19 protein-coding genes are annotated in these 23,055 nt (G+C 47.1%); 10 read left to right on the top strand and 9 right to left on the bottom strand.

Going from position 1 to position 23,055, the window contains the following annotated elements:
- Position 1 precedes the first annotated feature (1 nt).
- Together HRU69_10600 and HRU69_10595 are read left to right on the top strand one after the other, a co-directional pair.
- Complete coding sequence (locus HRU69_10600; GenBank protein ID QOI97905.1) at positions 2-796, top strand: hypothetical protein; 795 nt, start codon at positions 2-4, stop codon at positions 794-796.
- Positions 797-845: 49 nt separating this feature from the next.
- On the top strand, positions 846-2,075 hold the full coding sequence (locus tag HRU69_10595) for a caspase family protein (GenBank protein QOI97904.1): 1,230 nt from the start codon (positions 846-848) through the stop codon (positions 2,073-2,075).
- Between the two features lie 83 nt (positions 2,076-2,158).
- On the opposite strand, the gene ppk1 is transcribed toward HRU69_10595, so the two are convergent.
- Together ppk1 and gyrB are read right to left on the bottom strand one after the other, a co-directional pair.
- Entirely contained in the window at positions 2,159-4,285 is a 2,127-nt protein-coding gene (gene ppk1, locus HRU69_10590) for a polyphosphate kinase 1 (GenBank protein ID QOI97903.1), read from the bottom strand.
- Positions 4,286-4,341: 56 nt separating this feature from the next.
- On the bottom strand, positions 4,342-6,297 hold the full coding sequence (gene gyrB / locus HRU69_10585) for a DNA topoisomerase (ATP-hydrolyzing) subunit B (protein QOI97902.1): 1,956 nt from the start codon (positions 6,295-6,297) through the stop codon (positions 4,342-4,344).
- A 140-nt stretch (positions 6,298-6,437) separates the two neighbouring features.
- On the opposite strand from gyrB, the gene HRU69_10580 reads away from it, so the two are divergent.
- A complete protein-coding gene (locus tag HRU69_10580) occupies positions 6,438-7,802 on the top strand; it encodes a leucine-rich repeat domain-containing protein (protein QOI97901.1) in 1,365 nt (454 codons plus the stop codon).
- Positions 7,803-7,805: 3 nt separating this feature from the next.
- Here the strand turns inward: HRU69_10580 and HRU69_10575 are convergent, their stop codons facing one another.
- On the bottom strand, positions 7,806-8,801 hold the full coding sequence (locus HRU69_10575; protein QOI97900.1) for a polyphosphate kinase 2 family protein: 996 nt from the start codon (positions 8,799-8,801) through the stop codon (positions 7,806-7,808).
- A gap of 204 nt (positions 8,802-9,005) precedes the next feature.
- On the opposite strand from HRU69_10575, the gene HRU69_10570 reads away from it, so the two are divergent.
- Positions 9,006-9,506 (top strand): nuclear transport factor 2 family protein, encoded by a 501-nt coding sequence (locus HRU69_10570; protein ID QOI97899.1) that lies wholly within the window; start codon positions 9,006-9,008, stop codon positions 9,504-9,506.
- Here HRU69_10570 and HRU69_10565 read toward each other — a convergent pair whose 3' ends face one another.
- The 4 genes from HRU69_10565 to HRU69_10550 are packed head-to-tail and all read right to left on the bottom strand — an operon-like array spanning position 9,507 to position 14,208.
- On the bottom strand, positions 9,507-9,878 hold the full coding sequence (locus HRU69_10565; protein QOI97898.1) for a CoA-binding protein: 372 nt from the start codon (positions 9,876-9,878) through the stop codon (positions 9,507-9,509). It lies immediately after the preceding gene.
- Positions 9,875-11,473 carry an FAD-binding protein gene (locus tag HRU69_10560; protein ID QOI97897.1) on the bottom strand — a complete coding sequence of 533 codons (1,599 nt, stop codon included), beginning with the start codon at positions 11,471-11,473 and terminating at the stop codon, positions 9,875-9,877. The genes HRU69_10565 and HRU69_10560 overlap by 4 nt, the downstream gene beginning before the upstream one ends.
- 40 nt (positions 11,474-11,513) lie before the next feature.
- Positions 11,514-13,286 (bottom strand): toxin-antitoxin system YwqK family antitoxin, encoded by a 1,773-nt coding sequence (locus HRU69_10555; GenBank protein QOI97896.1) that lies wholly within the window; start codon positions 13,284-13,286, stop codon positions 11,514-11,516.
- Positions 13,287-13,335: 49 nt separating this feature from the next.
- Positions 13,336-14,208 (bottom strand): tryptophan 2,3-dioxygenase, encoded by an 873-nt coding sequence (locus HRU69_10550; GenBank protein QOI98899.1) that lies wholly within the window; start codon positions 14,206-14,208, stop codon positions 13,336-13,338.
- 144 nt (positions 14,209-14,352) lie between these two features.
- Between HRU69_10550 and HRU69_10545 the strand changes: the two genes are divergently transcribed.
- The gene (locus HRU69_10545; GenBank protein ID QOI97895.1) at positions 14,353-15,570 is read left to right on the top strand and encodes an acyl-CoA dehydrogenase family protein; all 1,218 of its coding nucleotides are present in this window, start codon (positions 14,353-14,355) and stop codon (positions 15,568-15,570) included.
- Between the two features lie 17 nt (positions 15,571-15,587).
- Here HRU69_10545 and HRU69_10540 read toward each other — a convergent pair whose 3' ends face one another.
- The gene (locus HRU69_10540; GenBank protein ID QOI97894.1) at positions 15,588-16,670 is read right to left on the bottom strand and encodes a DUF1573 domain-containing protein; all 1,083 of its coding nucleotides are present in this window, start codon (positions 16,668-16,670) and stop codon (positions 15,588-15,590) included.
- 68 nt (positions 16,671-16,738) lie between these two features.
- Between HRU69_10540 and trpS the strand changes: the two genes are divergently transcribed.
- Positions 16,739-17,710: a tryptophan--tRNA ligase gene (gene trpS, locus HRU69_10535; protein QOI97893.1), complete on the top strand. Its 972-nt coding sequence runs from the start codon at positions 16,739-16,741 to the stop codon at positions 17,708-17,710.
- Positions 17,711-17,807: 97 nt separating this feature from the next.
- Here trpS and HRU69_10530 read toward each other — a convergent pair whose 3' ends face one another.
- On the bottom strand, positions 17,808-18,164 hold the full coding sequence (locus HRU69_10530; protein ID QOI97892.1) for a hypothetical protein: 357 nt from the start codon (positions 18,162-18,164) through the stop codon (positions 17,808-17,810).
- Between the two features lie 201 nt (positions 18,165-18,365).
- Between HRU69_10530 and hppD the strand changes: the two genes are divergently transcribed.
- From hppD to mtaB, 4 genes are read left to right on the top strand one after another with little or no spacing between them, the layout of a single operon-like run.
- Entirely contained in the window at positions 18,366-19,460 is a 1,095-nt protein-coding gene (hppD, locus tag HRU69_10525) for a 4-hydroxyphenylpyruvate dioxygenase (GenBank protein QOI97891.1), read from the top strand.
- Between the two features lie 41 nt (positions 19,461-19,501).
- Entirely contained in the window at positions 19,502-21,232 is a 1,731-nt protein-coding gene (locus tag HRU69_10520; GenBank protein ID QOI97890.1) for a phospho-sugar mutase, read from the top strand.
- A 4-nt stretch (positions 21,233-21,236) separates the two neighbouring features.
- Complete coding sequence (locus HRU69_10515; GenBank protein QOI97889.1) at positions 21,237-21,689, top strand: DUF1572 family protein; 453 nt, start codon at positions 21,237-21,239, stop codon at positions 21,687-21,689.
- Between the two features lie 42 nt (positions 21,690-21,731).
- The gene (gene mtaB, locus HRU69_10510) at positions 21,732-23,051 is read left to right on the top strand and encodes a tRNA (N(6)-L-threonylcarbamoyladenosine(37)-C(2))-methylthiotransferase MtaB (protein QOI97888.1); all 1,320 of its coding nucleotides are present in this window, start codon (positions 21,732-21,734) and stop codon (positions 23,049-23,051) included.
- Positions 23,052-23,055: the final 4 nt, after the last annotated feature.

Raw genomic sequence — 23,055 nt, 5'->3', positions numbered from 1 at the left:
TATGAAACTCTTACAATATACTAACCCAATTACATCCCCCCTCAAGGGGGGACTGAGGGGGGTGTTTTTAGCCAGCCTGGTTATTTTATCTTTTAATTCCATCGCCCAAACCGTAGCCATTTCATGGGTAGAAATAGCCGGAACAAAGATTATTGTACACTACGATCTGGAAACCAGCAACCCTAATCACGAGTTTACCATCAGTCTTTTTTCATCAAAAGATAATTTCTCGGCCCCCCTTACCAAGGTTACCGGAGATGTGGGTAACGAGATTAAACCCGGAAAGGACAAAAAGATAATCTGGGACGTAGTGGCCGAATTGGGAAGTTTTAAGGGCGATCTGGAACTTGAAGTACGCGGCAAAATTTTCGTACCTTTCATGAAGCTTACGAATTTCGACACCGAGAAAAAGTATAAAAAGGGCAAAAGCTACCCGCTGACGTGGACCTCGGGAAATATGGGAGGCCAGATTGACATCGAATTGTACGATGGCCAGACCCGCGTACACAGCGACCGGAACGTGGCCAACAGCGGCAAGTTTGAGTGGGTAATCCCGGGCAGTGTAAAACCCGGAAGCAATTACCGGCTTAAATTTACCGATACAAAAAACCGTGAGGAAGTGATTTATACCAAAGAGTTTAAAATAGTACCCAAAATGCCCATGCCCGCCAAAGTACTTATTGGTGTAGCCGCAGCGGGTGGTATAGCGGGTGCTTTAATGGCCGGTGGCGGTGGCGGAGGTGGAGGAACCACCACTACTGATTTACCGGGTCCGCCTCCCCTTCCGGGTAACTAACGATTTTGTTAATACGTAAACTAACCTGACTAATAACAAACAAACACCGATGAAAAAATTAATCGCCCTCTCGCTTGTGTTTCTGATCGCTACACCAGCCCTATACGGGCAAACGATCAGCGCAAAAACCAACAAGGTATCGGTTGATTTTACGAATGCAAAGAATGATACCAACTCTTCGTTCCCGAAGATAAACTGGATAACCCCGGTAAACGAAACGGTATTTCAGAAGGATGCTAAGTTCGAAGTGAAATTCAATATCGAATCGCGCGATCCGCTCGTGAAAGTAACCGTAAATGTTCGCGAGAAAGACTCCTCCCCTTCGCTCCGGGGTGGCACTACGGCTACCCAGGGCGCCCTGCGCGGATCGATGCCCGTGGAAGTAAAGGAAGGCGACAAGTACAACATGCTGGTGGAACGCAAAATCACCCTGCTTGATGGCGTTAACGAAGTGGAGATCATTGCAGAAAACCAGCAGGGCGTTAAAGCCTCCAGTTCGCGTTTTGTGCACGTGGGCGAAACCCTTACAGCCGATGCCGGAAAACTCCAGCGTACGGACTATGCGCTTATTATCGTTACCGATAAGTACGAAAACTGGCCTAAACTTACCAATCCGGTATTTGACGGCCGCACCATTGGCCGCGAGTTGGAAACGGCTTTCGGATTTAAAGTGGATATTGTTGAGAATCCTACCCAAGACCAGATTTGGGCCAAGTTGCGTGAGTATGCCGAAAAGAAATACATGCCCCTTGACCAACTCTTTATTTTTGTTGCCGGCCACGGCCATTTTGACGACACCTTCAAAGAAGGCTACCTGGTGGTGAAGGAATCGCTGATTAATGATGCCGGTAACTCCAGCTACATTTCGCACAACCGGTTGCGCAACAACATCAACAACATTCCGTGCGAACATATTTTCTTAACCATGGACGTTTGTTTCGGTGGCACCTTTGATGATGCCATTGCCTCCTCCCGCGGAGCGATGGAATCACCCTATAAGGAAATTTCGCAAAGCGAATTCATTACCCGCAAGCTGGCCTACAAAACCCGTAAGTATTTAACCAGCGGTGGTAAGGAGTATGTTTCCGATGGTACACCCGGTCACCACTCTCCTTTTGCTTCTCGCGTTATTGCCGCTTTGAAGAGCCGTGGCGGTAACGATGGTATACTTAGCCTTAACGAATTACTTACGTACGTTGAAAAACTTAATCCCGAACCAAAGTTCGGTAAATTTGGTAACGATGCGCCCGGCAGCGAGTTTGTATTTGTGGTTAAGTGATTAAAGAGGCGAATAGTTAAAGCCCGGAGCACTCCGGGCTTTTTTATTTGTTAGTTGATAGACAACTGCAAATAAAGGTGTAGTTAAAATAAACTTACGTTCAGTACCGTTTCCTTGCTCACCGTATAAAATTGCTTGTGAACATTAAACGGAGGCTCCCCATTGGATTCTTTTAAGGCATACGTTCCGTCTTCTTTCATCACGTAGGCATTAACATTATCCATCAGGTTAAACCGGAGTATATTCATGGCCTGTTTCTTCAGAATCTCTTCATCGAGCATAAACAACGATTCAATCCTCCGGTCAAAACTGCGCACCATGGCATCGGCACTACCAATATAAACTTTCGGCTGGCCTGCATTATGAAAATAATAAATCCGTGAATGTTCCAGGTACTCGCCTACGATGCTGATGACTTCAATATTTTCGCTCAGGCCCGTGCGCCCCGGCCTGAGGCAGCACATGCCGCGCACAATAAGTTTAATGGGTACCCCGGCCTGGGAGGCTGCATATAGTTCGTCAATAAATTCCTTATCCTGCAATGAATTCATTTTAATCACAATTCCGCTGGGCAGCCCGTTTCGGGCATTTTCGGCTTCCCGTTTTACCAGGTTGCATAACTGGATGCGCATGTCGCGGGGCGAGGTAATCAGATTGCGATAGGCTGACGGCTGTGAGTGGCCCGTTATAACGTTAAAGAATTCTGATACATCGTGCGCATAAATTTCCTTGGTAGTCAGCAACCCGATATCGGTATAGAGCCGAGCCGTGGTTTCGTTGTAGTTGCCGCTGGCCAGGTGAACATACCGGTACACTTTATCATCAGGCTCTTTGCGCACAATTAGGAGTAACTTGGTGTGTGTTTTTAAACTGCCTACACCATAAATAACAAAGCAACCGGCCTTTTGCAGCCGTTGGGCCTCGCGCAAGTTGTTTTCTTCATCAAACCGGGCTTTAACTTCGAACAGCACAGCAACATGCTTCCCGTTTTCGGCCGCACGATACAGGGCATTGGTTACACGCGACTCTTTTGCTACACGGTAAATCGTAATTTTAATCGAAAGTACCAGTGGATCATCAGCCGCCTTTTCCAGCAATTCCAGTACGGGGTCCATTGAATTGTACGGATGATGAAGCAGGATATCACGATGTTTCAGTACTTCAAACAAATCAGGCGATTCTTCATCAGGGTAATTGAGCGGCTTAATGGGGTCGGGAAATCTTGTTCTGCGGGCTTTAAATTCCTTATGACCGACCACCTGGTTTAATCCGCCAAAGTCGAGCAGGCTTTGTTGGGGGATATGGAAAATATTATGGTCATCAATGTCCCACTGAATTTTCAATAGCCGGATCATCCACGGGTCGGGTGTACCCTGCACTTCCATGCGCACCACGCGGCCCGTTCTGCGTGTTTTTAACTTTTGCTTGAGGTCTTCGAGAAAGTTTGATTCAATATCATCGCTTTCATCAAGCGCGAAATCACCATTGCGGTTAATGCGGAACAGGTTTACACTTTGAATATCCACGTTGCGGAAGAGGTTGTGGATGTTATGCCGCACAATATCTTCTACCGGTACGAATACCAGCATGCCGTTTTCCTGGATTTCGAAGAACCTTGGAATGTTACTGGGTATCTGGATAAATGATATCCGGTTCTGCTGTTGCCCATCGTGTGCCACTTTGGTTACCACGCCAAACAACAGCCGGTTGTTTTTCAGGATGGGAAATGCATGGTAGCTGTCGAACGCCATCGGGGTGAGCATCGGGAAGATAGTGCGGCTGAAGTAGTGGTTGGCCAATGCGGTATGCTCAACGGAGAGATCAGCATATGCCCGTATGCAAAACCCGTTTTCCTGAAATAAGGGCTTGAGTTTCAGCAGGTAATATTCGTTCTGATCCTGAACAAAATTACGGATGGCATTGAGCAGCAATCTGCGGAACGGCTCTTCACGCAGACCGCTGTAATCGAAACGTTCTTTGCCGTAATCCAGGTAATTATATAAACTGCCCAGGCGGATGGTACAGAACTCATCAAGGTTTGAAGCGGTGATACACAGAAACTTTAGCCTGTCAAAGATGCTGCGCTCAGTGTGCTTGGCCTGGTCGAGCACACGGTAGTTAAACTGCAGCCAGCTTAAATCGCGGCTGATGTAGCGGCTCTCCTCAATGGTGCTCGCAATCCGATCATGAACTGATGTTACCGCTTCCATACCGTGAGATTACTAAAAATAGCCGGCAGCCTTACCGGCTTTTCGTTAAAAAAATGTTATATATCAATCCGTGCGTACCGGGCGTTTTTTTCAATAAACTCTCTTCGTGGAGCCACTTCATCGCCCATCAGCATTGAAAACAGGTGGTCGGCCTCCGCTGCCGATTCAATGCTTACCTGTTTAAGGGTGCGTTTCGAAGGATCCATCGTGGTTGTCCACAGTTGCTCGGGATTCATTTCGCCCAAGCCTTTGTACCGCTGTACATTTACCGAATCTTCCTTGCCACCGCTAAGTTCCTTTACAGTTGCTTCGCGCTCTTCTTCGGTCCAGCAGTAACGCTCTTCTTTGCCTTTTTTAACAAGGTATAAAGGCGGTAACGCTATGTACACATAACCGTTTTCGATAAGTTCCTTCATGTACCTGAAAAAGAAGGTGAGAATAAGTGTACGGATGTGACTGCCGTCCACATCGGCATCGGTCATGATGATGACTTTGTGGTAACGGAGTTTTGACAAATTCAATGCCTTGCCGTCCTCGGCTGTTCCGAAAGAAACACCCAGTGCCGTGATAATATTCTTGATTTCTTCATTCTCATAAATTTTGTGCTCCTGGGCTTTTTCCACATTCAGAATTTTACCGCGAAGCGGAAGAATAGCCTGGAAGGTCCGATCGCGCCCCTGTTTGGCAGAACCTCCGGCCGAATCGCCCTCTACGAGGTAGAGCTCCGATATACCTGGATCAGTACTGGAGCAGTCGGCCAGTTTACCGGGAAGGCCGGTACCGGTTAGTACATTTTTGCGCTGCACCATTTCGCGGGCTTTGCGGGCTGCATGGCGCGCCTGAGCCGCCAAAATGACTTTACTTACGATAAGTTTGGCTTCTTTTGGATGTTCTTCAAGGTAATACTGAAGCACCTCGCCCACCGATTGGTCAACAACGCCCATAGCTTCGGAGTTGCCCAACTTGGTTTTGGTCTGGCCCTCGAACTGCGGCTCGGCCACTTTAACCGAAATTACGGCTGTTAACCCTTCCCGGAAATCGTCTCCGCTGATGTCAATCTTAACTTTATCCAACAAACCCGATTTATCGGCATAAGCCTTTAGTGTACGGGTTAGTGCCCTTCGAAAACCGGCAACATGGGTACCCCCTTCATGTGTATTGATGTTGTTTACATACGATACGAGGTTTTCGCTGAATGAGGTGTTATAACTTAACGCTACCTGAACCGGTATGCCGCCCCGATCGCTTTCGATGTAGATGGGTTTCGGAATTAGTTTATCGCGGGTGGCATCAATGTATTCCACAAACTCCGGCAAGCCTCCTTGCGATAAAAATTCGCTGGTGCGCGGATTGCCGTTTTCATCCTTTTCGCGTAAATCCGTAAGGGTTATCCGGATTCCCGGATTTAAGAAGGCCAGTTCGCGCAGACGTGTGGCGATGGTTTCGTAATTGTATTCAGTAACTGTAAAAATTTGCTTGTCGGGTAAAAACCGCACTGTAGTTCCCCGTCTTTCCGATTCACCGGTTACTTTGACGGGATATTGCGGTACTCCGCGGTGGTATTCCTGTTCCCAGATTTTTCCATCGCGGTAAACGGTGGCATGCAATACTTCAGAAAGCGCATTCACACACGAAACCCCAACCCCGTGAAGTCCGCCTGAAACCTTGTACGTGTTTTTATCAAACTTACCACCGGCATGAAGCACGGTCATAACCACTTCCAGGGCCGACCGCTTCTCCTTTTCATGCATATCGGTGGGGATACCCCGGCCGTTATCTTCAACCGTTACGGAATTGTCTTCATTAACCGTTACCCGGATGTCATCGCAATAGCCGGCCAGGGCCTCATCAATCGAGTTATCCACCACCTCCCAAATGAGGTGGTGAAGGCCCTTAACACTCACATCACCTATGTACATGGCCGGCCGCTTGCGTACGGCCTCCAGACCCTCTAAAACCTGTATATTACTGGCTGAATAATTGGCGGGTTTCCGCTCTTTGGTAGCACTCATTCCTTAGCTTCTAATGAACCGACAAAAATACGGAATTTTGCCCTGAAAACGTATGAATTGTCGCGTTTATACACGATAAAGTTCATTGTATTTTCAGGCTGATTTAGCCATTAAAAAAGCCCTTATAACGCAGCTTGAATATGCTCAGGTACCTGCTTATAGTTGTTATCAATACCCTGTGTTTATCTCTGGCCGGCCAGCCTTCCTACCCGGTATTTCAATCGAAGGCTGACTCCGTAAAGTATGCCACCCTGCAGAACTTAATTAACAGCTACTTTACGCCCGCCAGAAACCTGGAACCACGGGATCAACGTACACTTGACAGTCTGTTGACCAAACACGCAGAACTCCGTTCAAGAATAATAGGCTATAAGACCACTTACCTGAAGCATCCGGACTTTATTGATTATTCAGAACTGGAAAATGGTAATACCTCGCCTGAAAGGATTGTAAAACTTAGCTACACAAAAAAGAGCAGAAAATTGCCGGCCGTAATTACCCGTTGTACCAGCCTTACTAAGCTGGAGATTCTTAATTCATCCATAACAAAGCTACCGGCCCGCTTGCGCAAACTTAAAAAGCTACAAACTGTTTATGTGTATAACAACAGCGCTAAACTTAAACTGGCTCGTAATACTACCATTACCGGCCTGTTGATTCGCGGTACGGAAGGAAGATTTATACCAACATCCTTCAAAAAACTTACGGCACTCGATTCACTTGATTTATCAAAGAACATCGGGCTTAACAGATTTCCGGATGTGAGCCGGAACAAGCAATTAAGAAAATTACTTTTGATTGAAAACCGGATTACGCTGACCGATCTGAAAGCCAGCAAAACAAACCCTGCTCTACGCGAGCTATACCTGCAACGAAATGCTATTGGCAACGTTCCGGCCACGGTAGGCCGTTTTACCGGTTTGCAAAAGCTTTTATTCAACTACAATCCGATTACGGAAGTTGATCAGGCCATCGGCCAATTGAAAAACCTGGAGGAAATCTCCTTTTATCAGAACGATTTGACCGAAATCCCAGCCGGTATATTCAACTTAAAAAACCTGCGGGTTATTGATTTATATTTCAATCAGATCGAAAAAATTCCGCCTGATTTAGGAAACTTAACCAACCTGCAAATACTGTATCTTTCAAACAACCGGATAACCTCACTACCCGAAACCATCGGGCAGTTAAAAAACCTGCAGGAACTCTATCTACATAACAACCGATTGAGCTACCTGCCTGAGCAGACAAAAGAACTAAGACAATTACAGGTGCTGCGGATAAACGATAACCTGTTCACCACTTTTCCGGAACCCGTGCTGGCTTTAACTCAACTTGAAAACCTGGATTTATCCGGTAATACCCTAAGGCAGTTTCCTCTTGAATTGCAGCACTTTTCTAAACTGAAAATACTGGTTCTGATAAATAATCATTGGGAAAACCCCGCTGATATGGAATTGGTTTGTAAAACCCTTGCCTCGCAGGGAACGATCATTCATCAGTAACCATCAGGCCGTTGCCTCGGCCTTGGTTTTCTTATAAATTTCCTTCTTCCTGTTTTCTTTACCCGTACCCTTTTTCTTCTCTTTGCCATTACCGCCCGCTCCGTTCTCGGCCATCAGGTGCATTTTGGCTTTCTGCAGTTCCTGCTTCTGCGCTTCCGTAACCGTGGGGTAACTCAACTTAAGTTGTTCAAACTGGCGATAGATAATAAAAGCTATAGCCAACCGGGCATACCACTTATCATCAGCAGGAATGATATACCAGGGTGCATGTTCTTTTGATGTGTTATTAAACACATCTTCATAAGCCTGCTGGTAATCATCCCAGAAGGCCCGTTCTTTTAAATCAGAGAGCGAAAATTTCCAGTTCTTTGACGGATCATCAATCCGCTCCATAAATCGTTTCTTCTGCTCTTTCTTGGAAACATGCAGAAAGAACTTCATGATGATGGTGCCGTTTTGCGCCAGGTTTTTTTCAAACCGGTTGATTTGTTTATACCGGTTTTCCCAGAATTTTTTATCGATGTCTTTAATCGAATCGACCCCCGGTATATTTTCATTTAATATCCACTCCGGATGCACCTTGGTTACCAGCACATTTTCGTAGTGCGACCGGTTATGGATGGCTATTTCACCCCGTGCCGGCATGGCCAGGTTATGGCGCCAGAAAAAATCATGATCAAGTTCGGTAGAATTGGGGGCCTTAAAACTATACACTTTTACACCCAGCGGGTTAAAACCCGACATAATGTGTTTTACGGCACCGTCTTTTCCGGCCGCATCCATAGCCTGGAAAATGATGAGCACACTGTATTGATTGTGGGCATAGAGCTTATCCTGTATTTCGGCCAGGTGCCTGCGGCCGAAATCAAGCAAGGCTTCGGCATCGCGCTTATTTAATTCCTTGCCCCTATATTTCGTACTCCAGTCCTTCAGTTTTACCTTTTTTCCGGGTTTTACTAAAAAATCCTTGATTTTTAGCAGCTTATCATCTGACAGCATAGGTGTAGGGTTTAATGAAAGTAAGGTACGGGATTACCGCTTCCGGGCACATGACGAAGATCATAATTTCAGGTGTCTTTTTAAGCAATCGTTGTAAAAATTTAGTAACTTCCCTCATCCCTGAATACTGATTCGGACAATTAGTTTTAAAGGTATTCAGGGTCTGAATCGGATTTGCTGCCTTAACCTATAAACTGCATGCCTATGAACAAAGCAATTCTGGTTTTTCTGATTATTACCCTTGCCTTCAATCCGGCACTTAGCCAGGGCAAGAGCAAAAGCAAAAGTTCCGCATCTGCCAATGATGAATTGGTTATCAAGTCGCTGATTGAAAAGGAGACGAAGGCCTTTTTTGAAATTGATTACACCACCTGGGCCGATTGCTGGATAAAGGCACCTTACGCCTTCTGGTCGTTTGCCGACACTACCGATGTAAATTCATTTACCGGCTGGGAAGCGATTAACAAAGGCTTTGCCAACTATTTTAAAACCTCAAAACCATCAAAGGCAAAGATTGAGAGAACGTGGCGGGATATCCGCATTTATGGGAATGGCGCCTATGCCCGCTTTACCCAACACGTAAGCGATGATACCGAAAGACCACCACAGGAAGAAGTGCGGGTGCTGGAAAAAATAAACGGACAATGGAAGATTGTTTGCGTTTCGGTAATTGCCGTGCAGAAAGAAAACCAGCCCGTCCGGTGATTAATATTGCCCTGTGCGCAACATAACCAGCGTGCATCCATAAACAGGGTGAATACCCTGCTGCGTTAACAGTTTTTCGAGTTCGGTGTTTTCAGTACCCGGATTAAAAATTACCCGGGCTGGTTTTAACGCCAAAATATAGCTGTACCATTCCGGCTGATGCTGCGGACCAATATAAAGGGTTATGGTATCAACATCCGGCACCTTTGGCTGCTGGCGAATGTCAAGGATTTGCTTGCCGAAAACCTCGCCCTTTTTAATTCCAACCGGAACAATTTCATGGCCATATTCCGTAAGCATTTCGGCTGCCAGGTAGGCATACCGCGAAGGATTTGTTGAAGCCCCGATGATAACGGTTTTCTTGCTGTTCATGCCGTAAAGTTATCTGGTTGATACATTCGGTTTGTTCCATTCAGCGCCTGGTAAATCGCTTCGGCACACCGCTCGCCATCCATTGCTGCCGAAATAATGCCCCCTGCATAACCGGCCCCTTCGCCACAAGGGTACAAACCCTTTACCTGTGGATGCTGAAAGAGTTCGTTGCGCGGAATACGCACCGGTGCTGATGTACGACTCTCCACACCTACCAGTTGTGCCCCGTTGGTCAGGTAGCCTTTCATTTTTGCTCCAAAATTTTTCAAGCCTTGTTTCAGGGCTTCCGAAATAAAATCGGGTAATACGGCTTTGAGATCAACCGCTGCAAGACCGGGTTGATACGAAGTGTCATTTAATGTGTCTGAAACTCTTCCATTCAGAAAATCCAAAAGCCGCTGTGCCGGGGCAGTTTGGGTATTGCCGGCTACCTGACAGGCTTGCTTTTCGATTTCAGCCTGAAAGTACATACCCGCCAAAGGCCCGAATGAGGCATACCGCCTGAAATCCGGTGGTTCAACTGCCACCACTATACCCGAATTGGCAAACCGCGAATCGCGCCTGGAGGGACTCATCCCGTTTACTACTACTTCACCTGGTGTTGTGGCTGCCGGTACAATAAAACCTCCCGGGCACATGCAAAACGAGAATACACCCCGCTGTTTGCCATTTACTACGGCCTGATGCACCAACGAATAGGAACTTGCCGGCAAATACGGATCACGTACACCACTACAATGATATTGTATCTGATCGATCAACTCCTGCGGATGCTCAATCCGTACACCCAGGGCAAAGGGTTTAACTTCCAGGGCAATTTTCCTTCTGTGAAGTAACTCGTAAATGTCGCGGGCGGAATGGCCGGTAGCAAGAATAACTGCCTCTCCCTTTACCACTTCCTGCGAAGCCAAAACGACACCTTTAATTGTATCACCTGAAATAGTAAAGTCCACCGCCTTCGTATCAAAATGAATTTCACCACCGGCCTGTATAATGGTTTTGCGGATGGCCTCTACCAACGCAGGAAGTTTATTTGTGCCAATGTGCGGATGGGCATCAAAAAGAATATCGTTACGGGCGCCATGGGCAACAAGGATCTTCAGGATACGCTGCACATCACCGCGCTTTTTTGAGCGGGTGTACAGTTTACCATCGGAGTAAGTGCCGGCACCGCCTTCGCCAAAACAATAGTTCGACTCGGGGTTAACAATATGGTTTTTGTTAATGGCGGCTAAATCCCTTCTGCGTTTGCGTACATCGCTTCCCCGTTCGATCACCACGGGCTTTATTCCCAATTCAATCAACCGTAAGGCCGCAAAGAGCCCGGCCGGTCCGGAACCTACGATGACCACCTGCCCGGCTTTTCGAACATCAGGATAATCCGGATGAAATTTTTCTTCTTTACGGGTTGTTGGTATAATCTCACACACCACCCGCACAACCACTTTTTTTCCACGCGCATCGATGGAACGCTTTACAGGACGTACCCAAAACTCACCACCCGGTTGAATACCCAATCGATCATACAACACCTGTTGAAAAAGTTCGGGCCGAAAGGCCTCTTCCGGGGTAAGGATAAGCTCGTTGGTTTGCATGAGGAAGGGAGTTAACCTTCAGGCCTGCAAAGATAGGTTATCACTGCGAGAAAATGTTACCGAAATTGAGACCAACGTTAAGCGTGCCGGCCAGCGATTGCTGATTGACATCACTGAAGTATTGTTCATTACCGGGGGGAGCATCAAAGTTGCGGTAGCCCAGATTGCCGGAAAGAAAAACATCTAATGTAAACCCACCCGCATTATTGCGCTGCATAACCCGGTAGCCCAAAACAATACCATACTGAATGCGTTGTTCCGATGAACTGAATGTGACGATGCTGCCGGGTGCTACTTCCTGATTTATAAAGTGGCCTACATTGGTAAACCGGATTTCATGACCGAAATACCACATTCCGGCTTTTATAGGATTATAGAATTTCTGGCGGATAGCCATGGAATAGCCCCGTTCAAACAATTTATTGGGTGCAATTTTATCGTCAGCCGTAAAGAATGGATCGCGAATGCCTACAAACTCAAATTCGTGCCCCAGGCGTTCCTGCGAATAAAATTCCACAGCCAGCGGCAGCCGCCCGGCAAACATAAACATTGGGTTTCCGCCAATGATTACCCCGCGAAATTCGTTGGTACGTTCATCAAAGTAGGTAAAGCGGTTTGCCTTGCGGGCTACTGTTTTACGCTGGCTTAAAGAAACAATCTCGTTGCTTAACTTTTTCTGGTCGTAAAAAGGTTTATAGTATCCCGTAAGCGTACCATCGGGTTCATAAATTTCCCAGGTGCCCACCCGCACGTCATCGTTCAGTTCGCCTTTTGTTTGAAGTGCCCCATTGGGATAATAGCCTTTGTATATTCCTTTGCTATTTAGGTACTCGCATTCACCTTCTTTTTTACCGTCTTCATAAAAAAAATTCCATAGCCCCTCGCGTTTATTATCTACTACCAGTCCGGTAACTTTTAATTTCCCGCTGGGGTAATATTCCCGGTATTCTCCCCTTCCGCTGACAAAGGTTACTTCGCTGATCTTCTTTCCATCTTTCGCCTGCGAGACCCAGTATCCGTTTTTTTGCCCGCCAACAAACTCGCCCGATGAACTTACGCTTCCATCTTCGAAATAATATTCCCACTGACCCTCGGGTTCGCCATCGGTATACGTTCCTTGTGCGGCAATTCTTCCTGAAGGAAAGTATGTAATCCACAAGCCCTGCTTCTTGCCGTTTTCATAATCGCCTTCACTTTGCAGTGTACCATCCTTCTCAGAATAATAGCGCCAGTGCCCAACCGGTTTGGTGCCCGACTTGGGTCCTTCACCGGCTACTTTTCCGGAATGGTAGTATTCCGTACAGCGACCGTAATCATCGGTATAATCGCCTTCGCTTTTCAGAACACCATCTTCATAAAATGATTTCCATACCCCGGTACGCTGGTTGTTTTTATAACTTCCTGTATCTTTTATCGACCCGTTTTCATAATACATCGTCCAGTCGCCTTCACGACTTTTTCCGTTTACGGTGCCTTCCATGCTTTTGGTGCCGCTTTCATAAAAATACTCCCAATGCCCAAAGTTGGTATTGTTTCGCAAAGCCCCGCGCATTTTAAGGTTGCCCGATTCATAAAAGAATTCCCAAACTCCTGTAGTTTCGTTATTGGCAAAAAACCCTTTCGATTCAATATTGCCATTAACGAAGTACGAGGTATAGCGTCCGTGCATCACATTACGCACGGTATCTTTTACCACAAACACTTCTTTCAGGTTCTTTTTCTCCGGGTCGTGCCAGGTTTGCCGCGTAAAGCCCTGGGCAAAAGCACCGGCCGATAGTACCAGCAACACCTTAAGTAAGATCAACGCCTTCACGGTACGCGGATTTTCATATCCAAGGTACGAAATTCTGCTAACCTGTCAGCTACCGCACAAAAGCTGCCTTGCCCCACTCGGCTTTCTCTTGTTCGGTCCATAATTCAGGGAAGAATATGATCTTTTGAAACCGGGGTGGAAGGTATTTTTGCCAGTTGGTGCCACCGGTAGCTTTAATATCCTCCGGATCTTTTTGCAGGTAACGACCGGCTGATTTCATATGGGCCAGCGGCCACAACACATTGGCCAGCGTATCAAAGTCGCGCAGGCGATTAATCACCTCGGTATTGCCTTTAAAGTTGCGCTGATAAAGTTTCAGTAAATTAGTGTTGCGGTACTGATCGCCAAGTCTGCGAAACTCATTCATGTACTTTTCTTCGAATTGCCGCAGGGTTAAAGTCTTCTTTCCGGTGGCCAGTTCGGTAGCACCGCTGCGCCAGTATAATTTTTTAACTACCTCCTCAACATCTTCAGGGTTTTTAACAGTTGGCCGGTCGGCAATGCTCACCAGGTTTATCATATCGGTTGAACAGATTTCGATAAACCGGTATTGGGCCGATTGGAAGCCACTTGCCGGAAGGAGCGCCATGCGGAACTTCAAAAACTGATCCTTCTCCATGCCGTCAACCATAATATCGAAGGAGTTTTCCAGGTGGCGGAAATAGCGGATGATGCGATCCAGGCGTTCGGTAAAAAATTTTTCATTCAGGTTTGCTGCTGAAGCAATTTGCTCAATCTCCCACAACACCAGGCGGAAATACAATTCGGTAATCTGGTGGTAGACGATAAAGACGGTTTCATCTTTAAACCGGGTCTTGGGGTTTTGCAGGCTTAGCAGGGTATCGAGGTGGATGTAATCCCAATAGGTAAGGTAATCCGAATAGAGCAGGCCATCCAGGTAGGCCGATAAATCCTGGCCCATTACATCATACTTTTCCTTGAGTTTTTTCAGTTGCTCGTTCAGGTCGGTTTGGGTAGCTGGCTTCTGGTGCGGATTCACGGTTATCGATGGGTTTCATTAAATTGCGCCTGCCTGCGGACGCAGGCACTAAATAACTAAAAACCTATGGTATCGCATACTGCCGAAGCAAAAGCCAGGAAATCCCTGAAACAGGATACGTTCGACCACCCCGATTTTTATGCACTTGATTCATTGCTTACCGAAGAGCATAAGCTCATTCGCAGTTCCATACGCGATTTCGTAAAACGCGAAATCAGTCCGTATATCGAAGACTGGGCGCAACGTGCGCATTTTCCGTACGAAATCGTGAAGAAATTCGGGGAGATTGGCGCATTTGGCCCTACCCTGCCGGTGGAATATGGCTGTGGCGGACTGGATTACATCTCCTATGGGCTCATTATGCAGGAGATTGAGCGTGGCGACAGCGGCATGCGGTCAACCGCATCGGTGCAGGGCTCGCTGGTAATGTATCCCATTTACAAGTTTGGCAATGAACAACAGCGAAAGAAATATCTACCAAAACTCGCTTCAGGCGAATGGCTCGGATGTTTCGGGTTGACCGAACCCGACCATGGTTCCAACCCATCGGGCATGGTAACCAACTTTAAAGACATGGGCGACCATTACCTGCTGAATGGCGCCAAGATGTGGATTTCCAATTCACCCAAGGCTGACATTGCGGTAGTTTGGGCCAAGAACGAACAGGGCCGCATCCACGGTTTGATTGTTGAACGCGGCATGCCCGGATTTACCACACCCGAAACACACGGCAAGTGGTCGCTGCGGGCCAGCACTACCGGTGAACTGGTTTTTGATAATGTAAAAGTGCCGAAGGATAACCTGCTGCCCGGCAAGAACGGCCTGGGCGCACCGATGATGTGCCTCGACTCGGCCCGCTACGGCATTGCGTGGGGAGCCATTGGTGCAGCTATGGATTGTTATGAGTCGGCACGGAAGTATGCACTGGAGCGCATCCAGTTCGGCAAACCGATTGCCTCTTTCCAGCTTGTTCAGAAAAAACTGGCCGAGATGCTTACCGAAATCACCAAAGCACAATTATTGAACTGGCGACTGGGAACGTTAATGAATGAAGGCAAAGCCACCACCGCGCAGATATCGTTAGCGAAACGGAACAATGTACACGTTGCGCTCGAAATTGCTCGCGAGGCACGCCAGATACATGGTGGTATGGGCATTACCGGTGAATACCCCATCATGCGCCACATGGCCAACCTCGAATCGGTAATTACCTACGAGGGCACGCACGACATTCACTTGTTGATTTTAGGCAAGGAGATTACGGGCATTCAGGCGTTTGTGTAAGCATTACAATACATTACTTACTCTGCATACCCCGCCACCATAATCCGTTGCACCGGATTTTGCGGGTCGTTGGAATACACCGTTACGGCTTTGGTTTGGGTTCCTTTCCGATCTTCCGGAGTAAACGTAATTTTTATCGTACCGCTCTCGCCCGGCTTCAGGTTTTCTTTATCAACTACGGCCTCCAGACACGAACAATTACCCTGGATGTTGCGTATCTCCAAAACCGACTTTCCCACATTGGTAAACACAATTTCTTTTACAGCCGATTGTTTGAACCGGATGTTGCCCACATCCACATTCAGTTCGGTGATGTATAGTTGCGGGGCATTGGCCAGTTCTTTCGCTGAAAGCGGAACAAAGTAATCCTCCAGTGTGGCATACACGGTAAACGATTTGGCCGGCTGCGTTTCATCATCCGTGTAAAGCGTAATCTTATCCTGATGAAAACCGTACAGCCCCTTCTTCAATCCGTTATACCCCATCCGGATCTCGCCCCGCTGTCCCGGCTGAATGGTTTTCGGAACAACTTCCACACGAATGTGTGCAGGGGCATCAAATTTATCTAGGTAGGTTATGGTTTTATCGCCAGCATTCACAAAATCAACATTGCGCTGGGTAAACTCATCCTTCCTGAAAACCTTTCCCAGGTTAACCGATAAACTTCTGAAACGCAGCATGCCGCTGACCGCCTGGTACTCTGAAGAGGTGGATGATACGTTTCGTGAAACAACCTGGCCTTTGATGTAAAGGGTTATCGGCTGCCCATCATAATCAGTAGTAACGGTTAAGGATTTATGAAAATACCCGGGCCGCCCCTTGGGGTCGTACTGTGCTTTTACCATGCCGGTTTTACCGGGCAGGATTGGCTCTTTCGACCACTCCGGTGTTGTGCACCCGCAGGACGGTTTTACCGAAAGTATCATCACGGGTTTATCGGAAGAATTCGTGAGCGAAAAGGCGTGTGTTACCGGCCCGTCTTCCTCTATAATGTTGCCAAAGTCAAATATTTCTTCAGTAAACCGCACCGGCTTTGCTATTTGGGCAACTAGCGATGCGGTGAACAAAACCATTAATCCTATCAAACCAACTCTGCTCATTTCAAACTTTTAGTTTACAAAAGTAAAACTTAAATCATTACCGCTTTATTTCATTTATTTGCAGAATTATGACACGCATTCTAACCGGCATACAAAGCAGCGGCAGGCCCCACCTTGGCAACCTGCTGGGGGCCATTATTCCGGCCATTCATCTTTCAAAGAAACCGGAAAATGAGTCCTTCTTTTTTATTGCCGATTTACATTCCCTTACCTCGATAAAGGATACCCAAACACGCATAGATAATGTACGGGCTGTGGCAGCCGCCTGGCTGGCTTTTGGGTTTGATACAGATAAAAATTTCCTTTACCGCCAGTCGCGCATACCCGAAGTGTGCGAACTTACCTGGTACCTCAACTGCTTTACCCCTTACCCGATGCTGGCCAATGCGCACTCGTTTAAAGATAAGGCCGACCGCCTGGCAGATGTGAATGCCGGATTATTTACCTACCCCGTGCTGATGACCGCGGATATCATTTTGTATGATGCCGAAATCGTGCCTGTAGGAAAGGATCAGAAACAACACCTTGAAATGACCCGCGACATTGCCACGGCATTCAATAATCAGTATGGAGAAACTTTTGTAGTACCTGAAGCAAAAATTGAGGAGCAGGTCATGACCATCCCGGGTACGGACGGACAGAAGATGAGCAAATCGTACGGAAATATTATTGACATTTTCCTGCCCGATAAAGAATTACTAAAACAGATCAAATCTATTATTTCCGACAGCACTCCGCTGGAACAACCTAAAGACCCGGGCAAAGACACAACCTTTGCGATTTATAGCCTGCTGGCAACACCCGAGCAACGCGAGGCAATGAGAAAAAAATACCTGGCCGGAAATTACGGATACGGGCATGCCAAACAGGAATTGTATGAACTGATACTACAAAAGTTTGCCGAAGAACGAAAGGCTTTCAACTACTACTACGCCAACCCGGATGAACTGGAGAAGAAACTTGTTCAGGGCGAAGAGAAAGCGCGGGTAATTGCACGGGAAGTGCTTAACCGGGTAAGAAAAAAGCTAGGCTATAGTTAGTTAATAGTTGATGGTTGTTAGTTGGTGGTTACTGATTGCTCGTATTATAACCCTGGCAACCAAGAACCAAGAACTAAGAACTAACAACCAACAACTACTACCTCCCTTCCCACACCAGTTGCTGTTTATCTTTTAGCTTCAAATAAATACGAAGCGGGTTTACCTCCAGCGCAAGCCGAACATCCTTGCCGGGCAATTTTTCCAGTTCAACCGGCACACCATCGCCCAGGTAAGCAATGGGCATCAGCACATCGCTGTCGGGGCAATGCTCATCGTGCACTTTCTGCAATACGCCTTCAAGGTATTCGCCATACGCATCCTGAAAGTCGTCTTCCATATCATGCAGTTTTTCCTCCAAATCATCGTATTGAGGATTGTTATAGTCAATCTTCTTCAGTTCGGCCCGGGCTTTTACAATTTCCTGCAGGGCTTTATCCAGCGCTTTAATGTCCATAATCAGCTATACCTGTTTTGGCAACAATCTTAAGAAGTTAAATGGCAATTCTCAAATGCAAAATTTTATAAGGCAGAAAGCATAAATAAAGCCATAGGCTAAAACAATATTTTCTCCTATACTGATTGCCCGAAATTCCTGTTTACGGTAATAACCTTACCGGTTTACCCTTAACTTTACAGCAAGCAAACCTTTGTAGTTATGGCAACCGATTTTCTACCCATTAACGGCACCGACCACATTGAATTTTATGTAGGCAATGCCAAACAATCAGCCTTGTATTATCAGTATGCCTTCGGATTCAACCTGATAGCCTATGCCGGCCCTGAAACCGGTGTGCGCGACCGGGCCTCGTACGTGTTGCGGCAGGGTAAGATTACGCTGGTGCTGACTACCTCGCTACAGCCTGATTCGGAAATCTCCGAGCACGTGCGCAAACATGGCGATGGTGTAAAAGTACTCGCCTTGTGGGTAGACGATGCCCGCAAATCGTTTGAAGAAACCGTAATGCGGGGAGCCGAAATCGCCCGCAAACCCGAAGTGCTTACCGATGAATTCGGTGAGGTAGTGGTTTCATCAATAAAAACCTATGGCGAAACCATTCACACGTTTGTGGAACGCAAGAATTACAAAGGCCCCTTCCTGCCCGGATACAAACCGCGGCAAAGCAATTACAAGGCACAGCCTATCGGGTTAAAATATGTTGACCACTGCGTGGGCAATGTGGAATTGGGCAAGATGAACACCTGGGTGGAGTTTTATGAAAAAGTAATGGGCTTCAGCCTGCTGGTAACGTTTGATGATAAAGACATTTCCACCGAGTACAGCGCACTTATGTCAAAAGTGGTTTCGAACGGAAACGGGTACATTAAGTTTCCGATTAACGAACCTGCCCAGGGCAAGAAAAAGTCGCAGATAGAAGAGTATCTTGATTATTACAAAGGACCCGGAGTGCAGCACATTGCCATCGCTACCGATGACATCATCCACACCGTTGGCGAATTGCGGAGGCGCGGGGTTGAGTTTCTGTATGTGCCGGAAACCTATTACGAGGATGTGCTCGACAGGGTCGGAAAAATAAATGAGAGTCTGGAGGAACTTAAGAAGCTGAATATCCTCATCGACCGGGATGAAGAAGGGTATCTGTTGCAGATATTTACCAAACCCGTACAGGACAGGCCTACCGTGTTCTTTGAAATCATTGAACGCAATGGGGCCAAATCATTCGGTAAGGGTAACTTCAAAGCCTTGTTTGAATCCATTGAACGTGAGCAGGCGTTGCGGGGGAATCTCTGAAAACTGCATCGTCAAAACACCAAATTTATCAGCATTGAACAATGACTGAACTGCTAACAACTGTAAAACAGAAAGCCCGGCAATGGCTGGATAGCCCTGTTATTGATCAGGAAACCAAAAACCTCGTGGCCGATTTGCTGAGCCGCCCCGACCCGCGTGAACTGATCGATAATTTCTATAAAGACCTGGAGTTTGGAACCGGGGGCTTACGGGGTATTATGGGTGTTGGTTCAAATTGCATGAACAAATACACCGTAGGCGTGGCCACCCAGGGGTTGAGTAACTACCTGCTTAAACGTTTTCCAGGAAAAACTATAAAAGTGGCTATCGCCCACGACTGCCGCAACAACAGCCGGTATTTTAGCGAAGTGGCTGCCCACGTATTTTCGGCAAACGGCATTGATGTGTACCTGTTTCCGGATTTACGCCCTACGCCTATCCTCTCTTATGCCATCCGGTACCTGCGATGTGATTCAGGTGTAGTGGTTACCGCATCGCACAACCCGAAAGAATACAACGGGTACAAAGCATATTGGAATGACGGGGCACAGGTAGTTCCCCCGCACGACAAAAACATCATTGCCGAAGTAAAGGCCATTCGCGGGTTTGAAGAGGTTAAGTTTAACGGAAGACCCGAAAAAATTCACACCATCGGTTCTGAAGTTGAAACTGCTTATTACAAAGAGGTCAGCAAACTTATACCCCGCAAGGAAATTGTTGAGCAAAACCGGAATATCCCCATTGTTTATTCCAGTTTGCATGGTTCCGGAATTACCATGATACCGGAGTGTTTACACCAGATGGGTTTTACCAACGTTCACATCGTAGAAGAGCAACAAAAACCTGATGGCAATTTTCCTACGGTAAAATCGCCTAACCCCGAAGAACGCTCGGCCATGGAAATGGCTATCCAAAAAGGACGGGCTGTTGGCGCCAGCGTGGTAATGGCCACCGACCCGGACACCGACCGTGTTGGCATAGGCGTACGCAAACCTGACGGTGAATTTATCTTGCTGAATGGCAACCAGGCTTTTAGCCTGATGATGTGGTTTATCATGAAAAACCTGTCCGATAAAACCAATGCATATGTAGTTAAAACCATTGTTACCAGCGAACTGGTGGACACCATGGCTAAAAACTACGGCATCGAATGCTACAATACCTTAACAGGATTCAAATACATTGCTGAACTGATGCGCAACCTGGAAGGCCATAAGAAATTTATTGCCGCTGGCGAAGAAAGTTACGGTTACATGGTGGGCGATTTTGTGCGCGATAAAGATGCCGTTTCAGCCTGTGCCTTCTTCGCGGCTATGGCGGCTTGTGCGGCTGATGAAGGCAAATCGTTGTACGACTGGCTGATTGACATGTATGCGGAGCACGCCTTTTATAAAGAAGGGTTAATCAACATCACCAAAAAGGGTCAGCAGGGTGAACAGGAAATAAAAGCCATGATGGAACACTTCCGCAAGAACCCGCCTGATTCCATAGCCGGTAGTAAAATCGTTCGCATACTTGATTATAAGGTGTTAAAAGAAACCAACCGGGTAAGCGGTGAAATAAAGCGGTTAGACTTCCCCGAGTCCGATGTGCTGCAGTTTTACCTGGAAGACGGCACCAAAATTTCCGTGAGGCCATCGGGTACGGAACCAAAAATCAAGTACTACATCAGCGTAAATACAAGGCTCAAGTCTCCGAAGGAATATGATGCAGTTAGTCGCCAGCTTGACCAGCAGATTCAGTCCATCGAACAATTTTTACTGAAAATTTAACTTTATGGAAAAAGACTTTCTTGCCTCGTTGATAAAACTTTTCGATCGCGAACTCACCACCTTGGAAAAGGAGATTAACCTGTATCCATCCGAAGAAAACATTTGGAAACTAGGCGGTGAGATAAAAAACACAGCCGGCAACCTGTGCCTGCACCTGTGCGGCAACTTGCAGCACTTTATCGGCACGGTATTGGGTCACTCAGGGTACGTGCGCAACCGCGATTATGAATTTGCCGCCCGCAGTTTAACCCGTGAGCACTTGCTCCGTGAAGTTCAAACCACCCGAGAAGTTGTTAAATCAACCCTTACAAAACTAGATGAAGCCATACTCCAAAAGGAGTATCCGTTGCAAACATTAGGTTATCCTATGACGACCTCGTACTTCCTGGTACACCTATACGGTCACCTGAATTATCATTTAGGCCAAATCAACTACCACCGCAGGCTCATTGCCTGATTTTTTCATCCGCGGGCGGTAGTGTACCTTTGCACTCCGGTAATGAAAAAAGTCGCGTTTTATACCCTGGGTTGCAAGCTTAACTATTCCGAAACATCCACCATTTCGCGGATGTTCGAGCAGAAGGGCTATATAAAAGCCGACTTCACCGATAAGCCGGATATCTTCATTATCAATACCTGCAGCGTTACCGAAAATGCCGATAAGAAATGCCGCAAAGTAGTGCGTGAAGCCCGGGCCATTTCGCCCGAGGCTTATATCGCCATCATCGGGTGCTATGCACAGCTTAAACCACAGGAAATTGCCGAAATACCGGGAGTGGATGCTGTACTGGGGGCGGCCGAAAAATTCAGGCTTATTGAACTGCTGGATGGATTTGTGCGCAAACCCAGGGCCGAAGTATATGCTTCTGATATAGAATCGGTAAACACGTTTAATACATCTTATTCGCTGCACGACCGTACCCGAACTTTTTTAAAGGTGCAGGACGGCTGCGATTACTCCTGTTCATTCTGTACTATTCCGCTTGCCCGCGGCAGCAGCCGCAGCGATACCATCGAGAACATAGTAAAGGCAGCACGCAGCCTGGCTAAAACTGAAGTGAAGGAAATTGTGCTTACCGGGGTGAACACCGGTGATTTCGGCATTCAGGCGGGCCAGCGTAAAGAACAGTTTATTGACCTGATACGTGCATTGGATGATGTGGAGGGAATAGACCGGTTTCGGATTTCTTCCATTGAACCCAACCTCCTCACCGATGAGATTATCGAATTTGTGGCAACCAGCAAACGCTTTGTGCCGCACTTTCATATTCCACTCCAATCCGGCTCCGATAAAATTTTAAAACTGATGCGCAGGCGGTACCTGCGCCAGGTCTATCAGAGCCGGGTTGATAAGATCAAATCAGCAATGCCGCATGGCTGTATCGGAGTGGATGTGATTGTCGGGTTTCCCGGAGAAACGCATGAGGACTTCCTCGAAACCTACAATTTCCTGAACGAACTGAATATCTCCTACCTGCACGTTTTCACCTATTCCGAACGGGATAACACGCTGGCCGCAACCCTGCCCGGTCGGGTGCCCGAAAAAGAGCGGGCGGAACGTTCAAAAATGCTTCATATACTTTCCGATAAAAAGCGCAGGCGATTTTACGAAGAGAATGTCGGCCGCCAGGCTACCGTACTTTTTGAAAACGATATTGAAAACGGGCGGATGCACGGTTTTACCGAAAACTACATCCGCGTGGCAGCCACTTACGATCCTATTCTGATAAATGAGCTGAAAACCGTGCGCCTTACGGGCATCAATGCCACCGGATTGATGGAAGCTGAAGAGGTTAACACCCCTGTTTTGTTGCATTAAGTCC

The organism is Flammeovirgaceae bacterium (assembly GCA_015180985.1).
Classification (GTDB): Bacteria; Bacteroidota; Bacteroidia; order Cytophagales; family Cyclobacteriaceae; genus UBA2336.
Note: the sequence above shows the minus strand (reverse complement) of the source record. Positions and strands in the feature narration are given on the sequence as shown.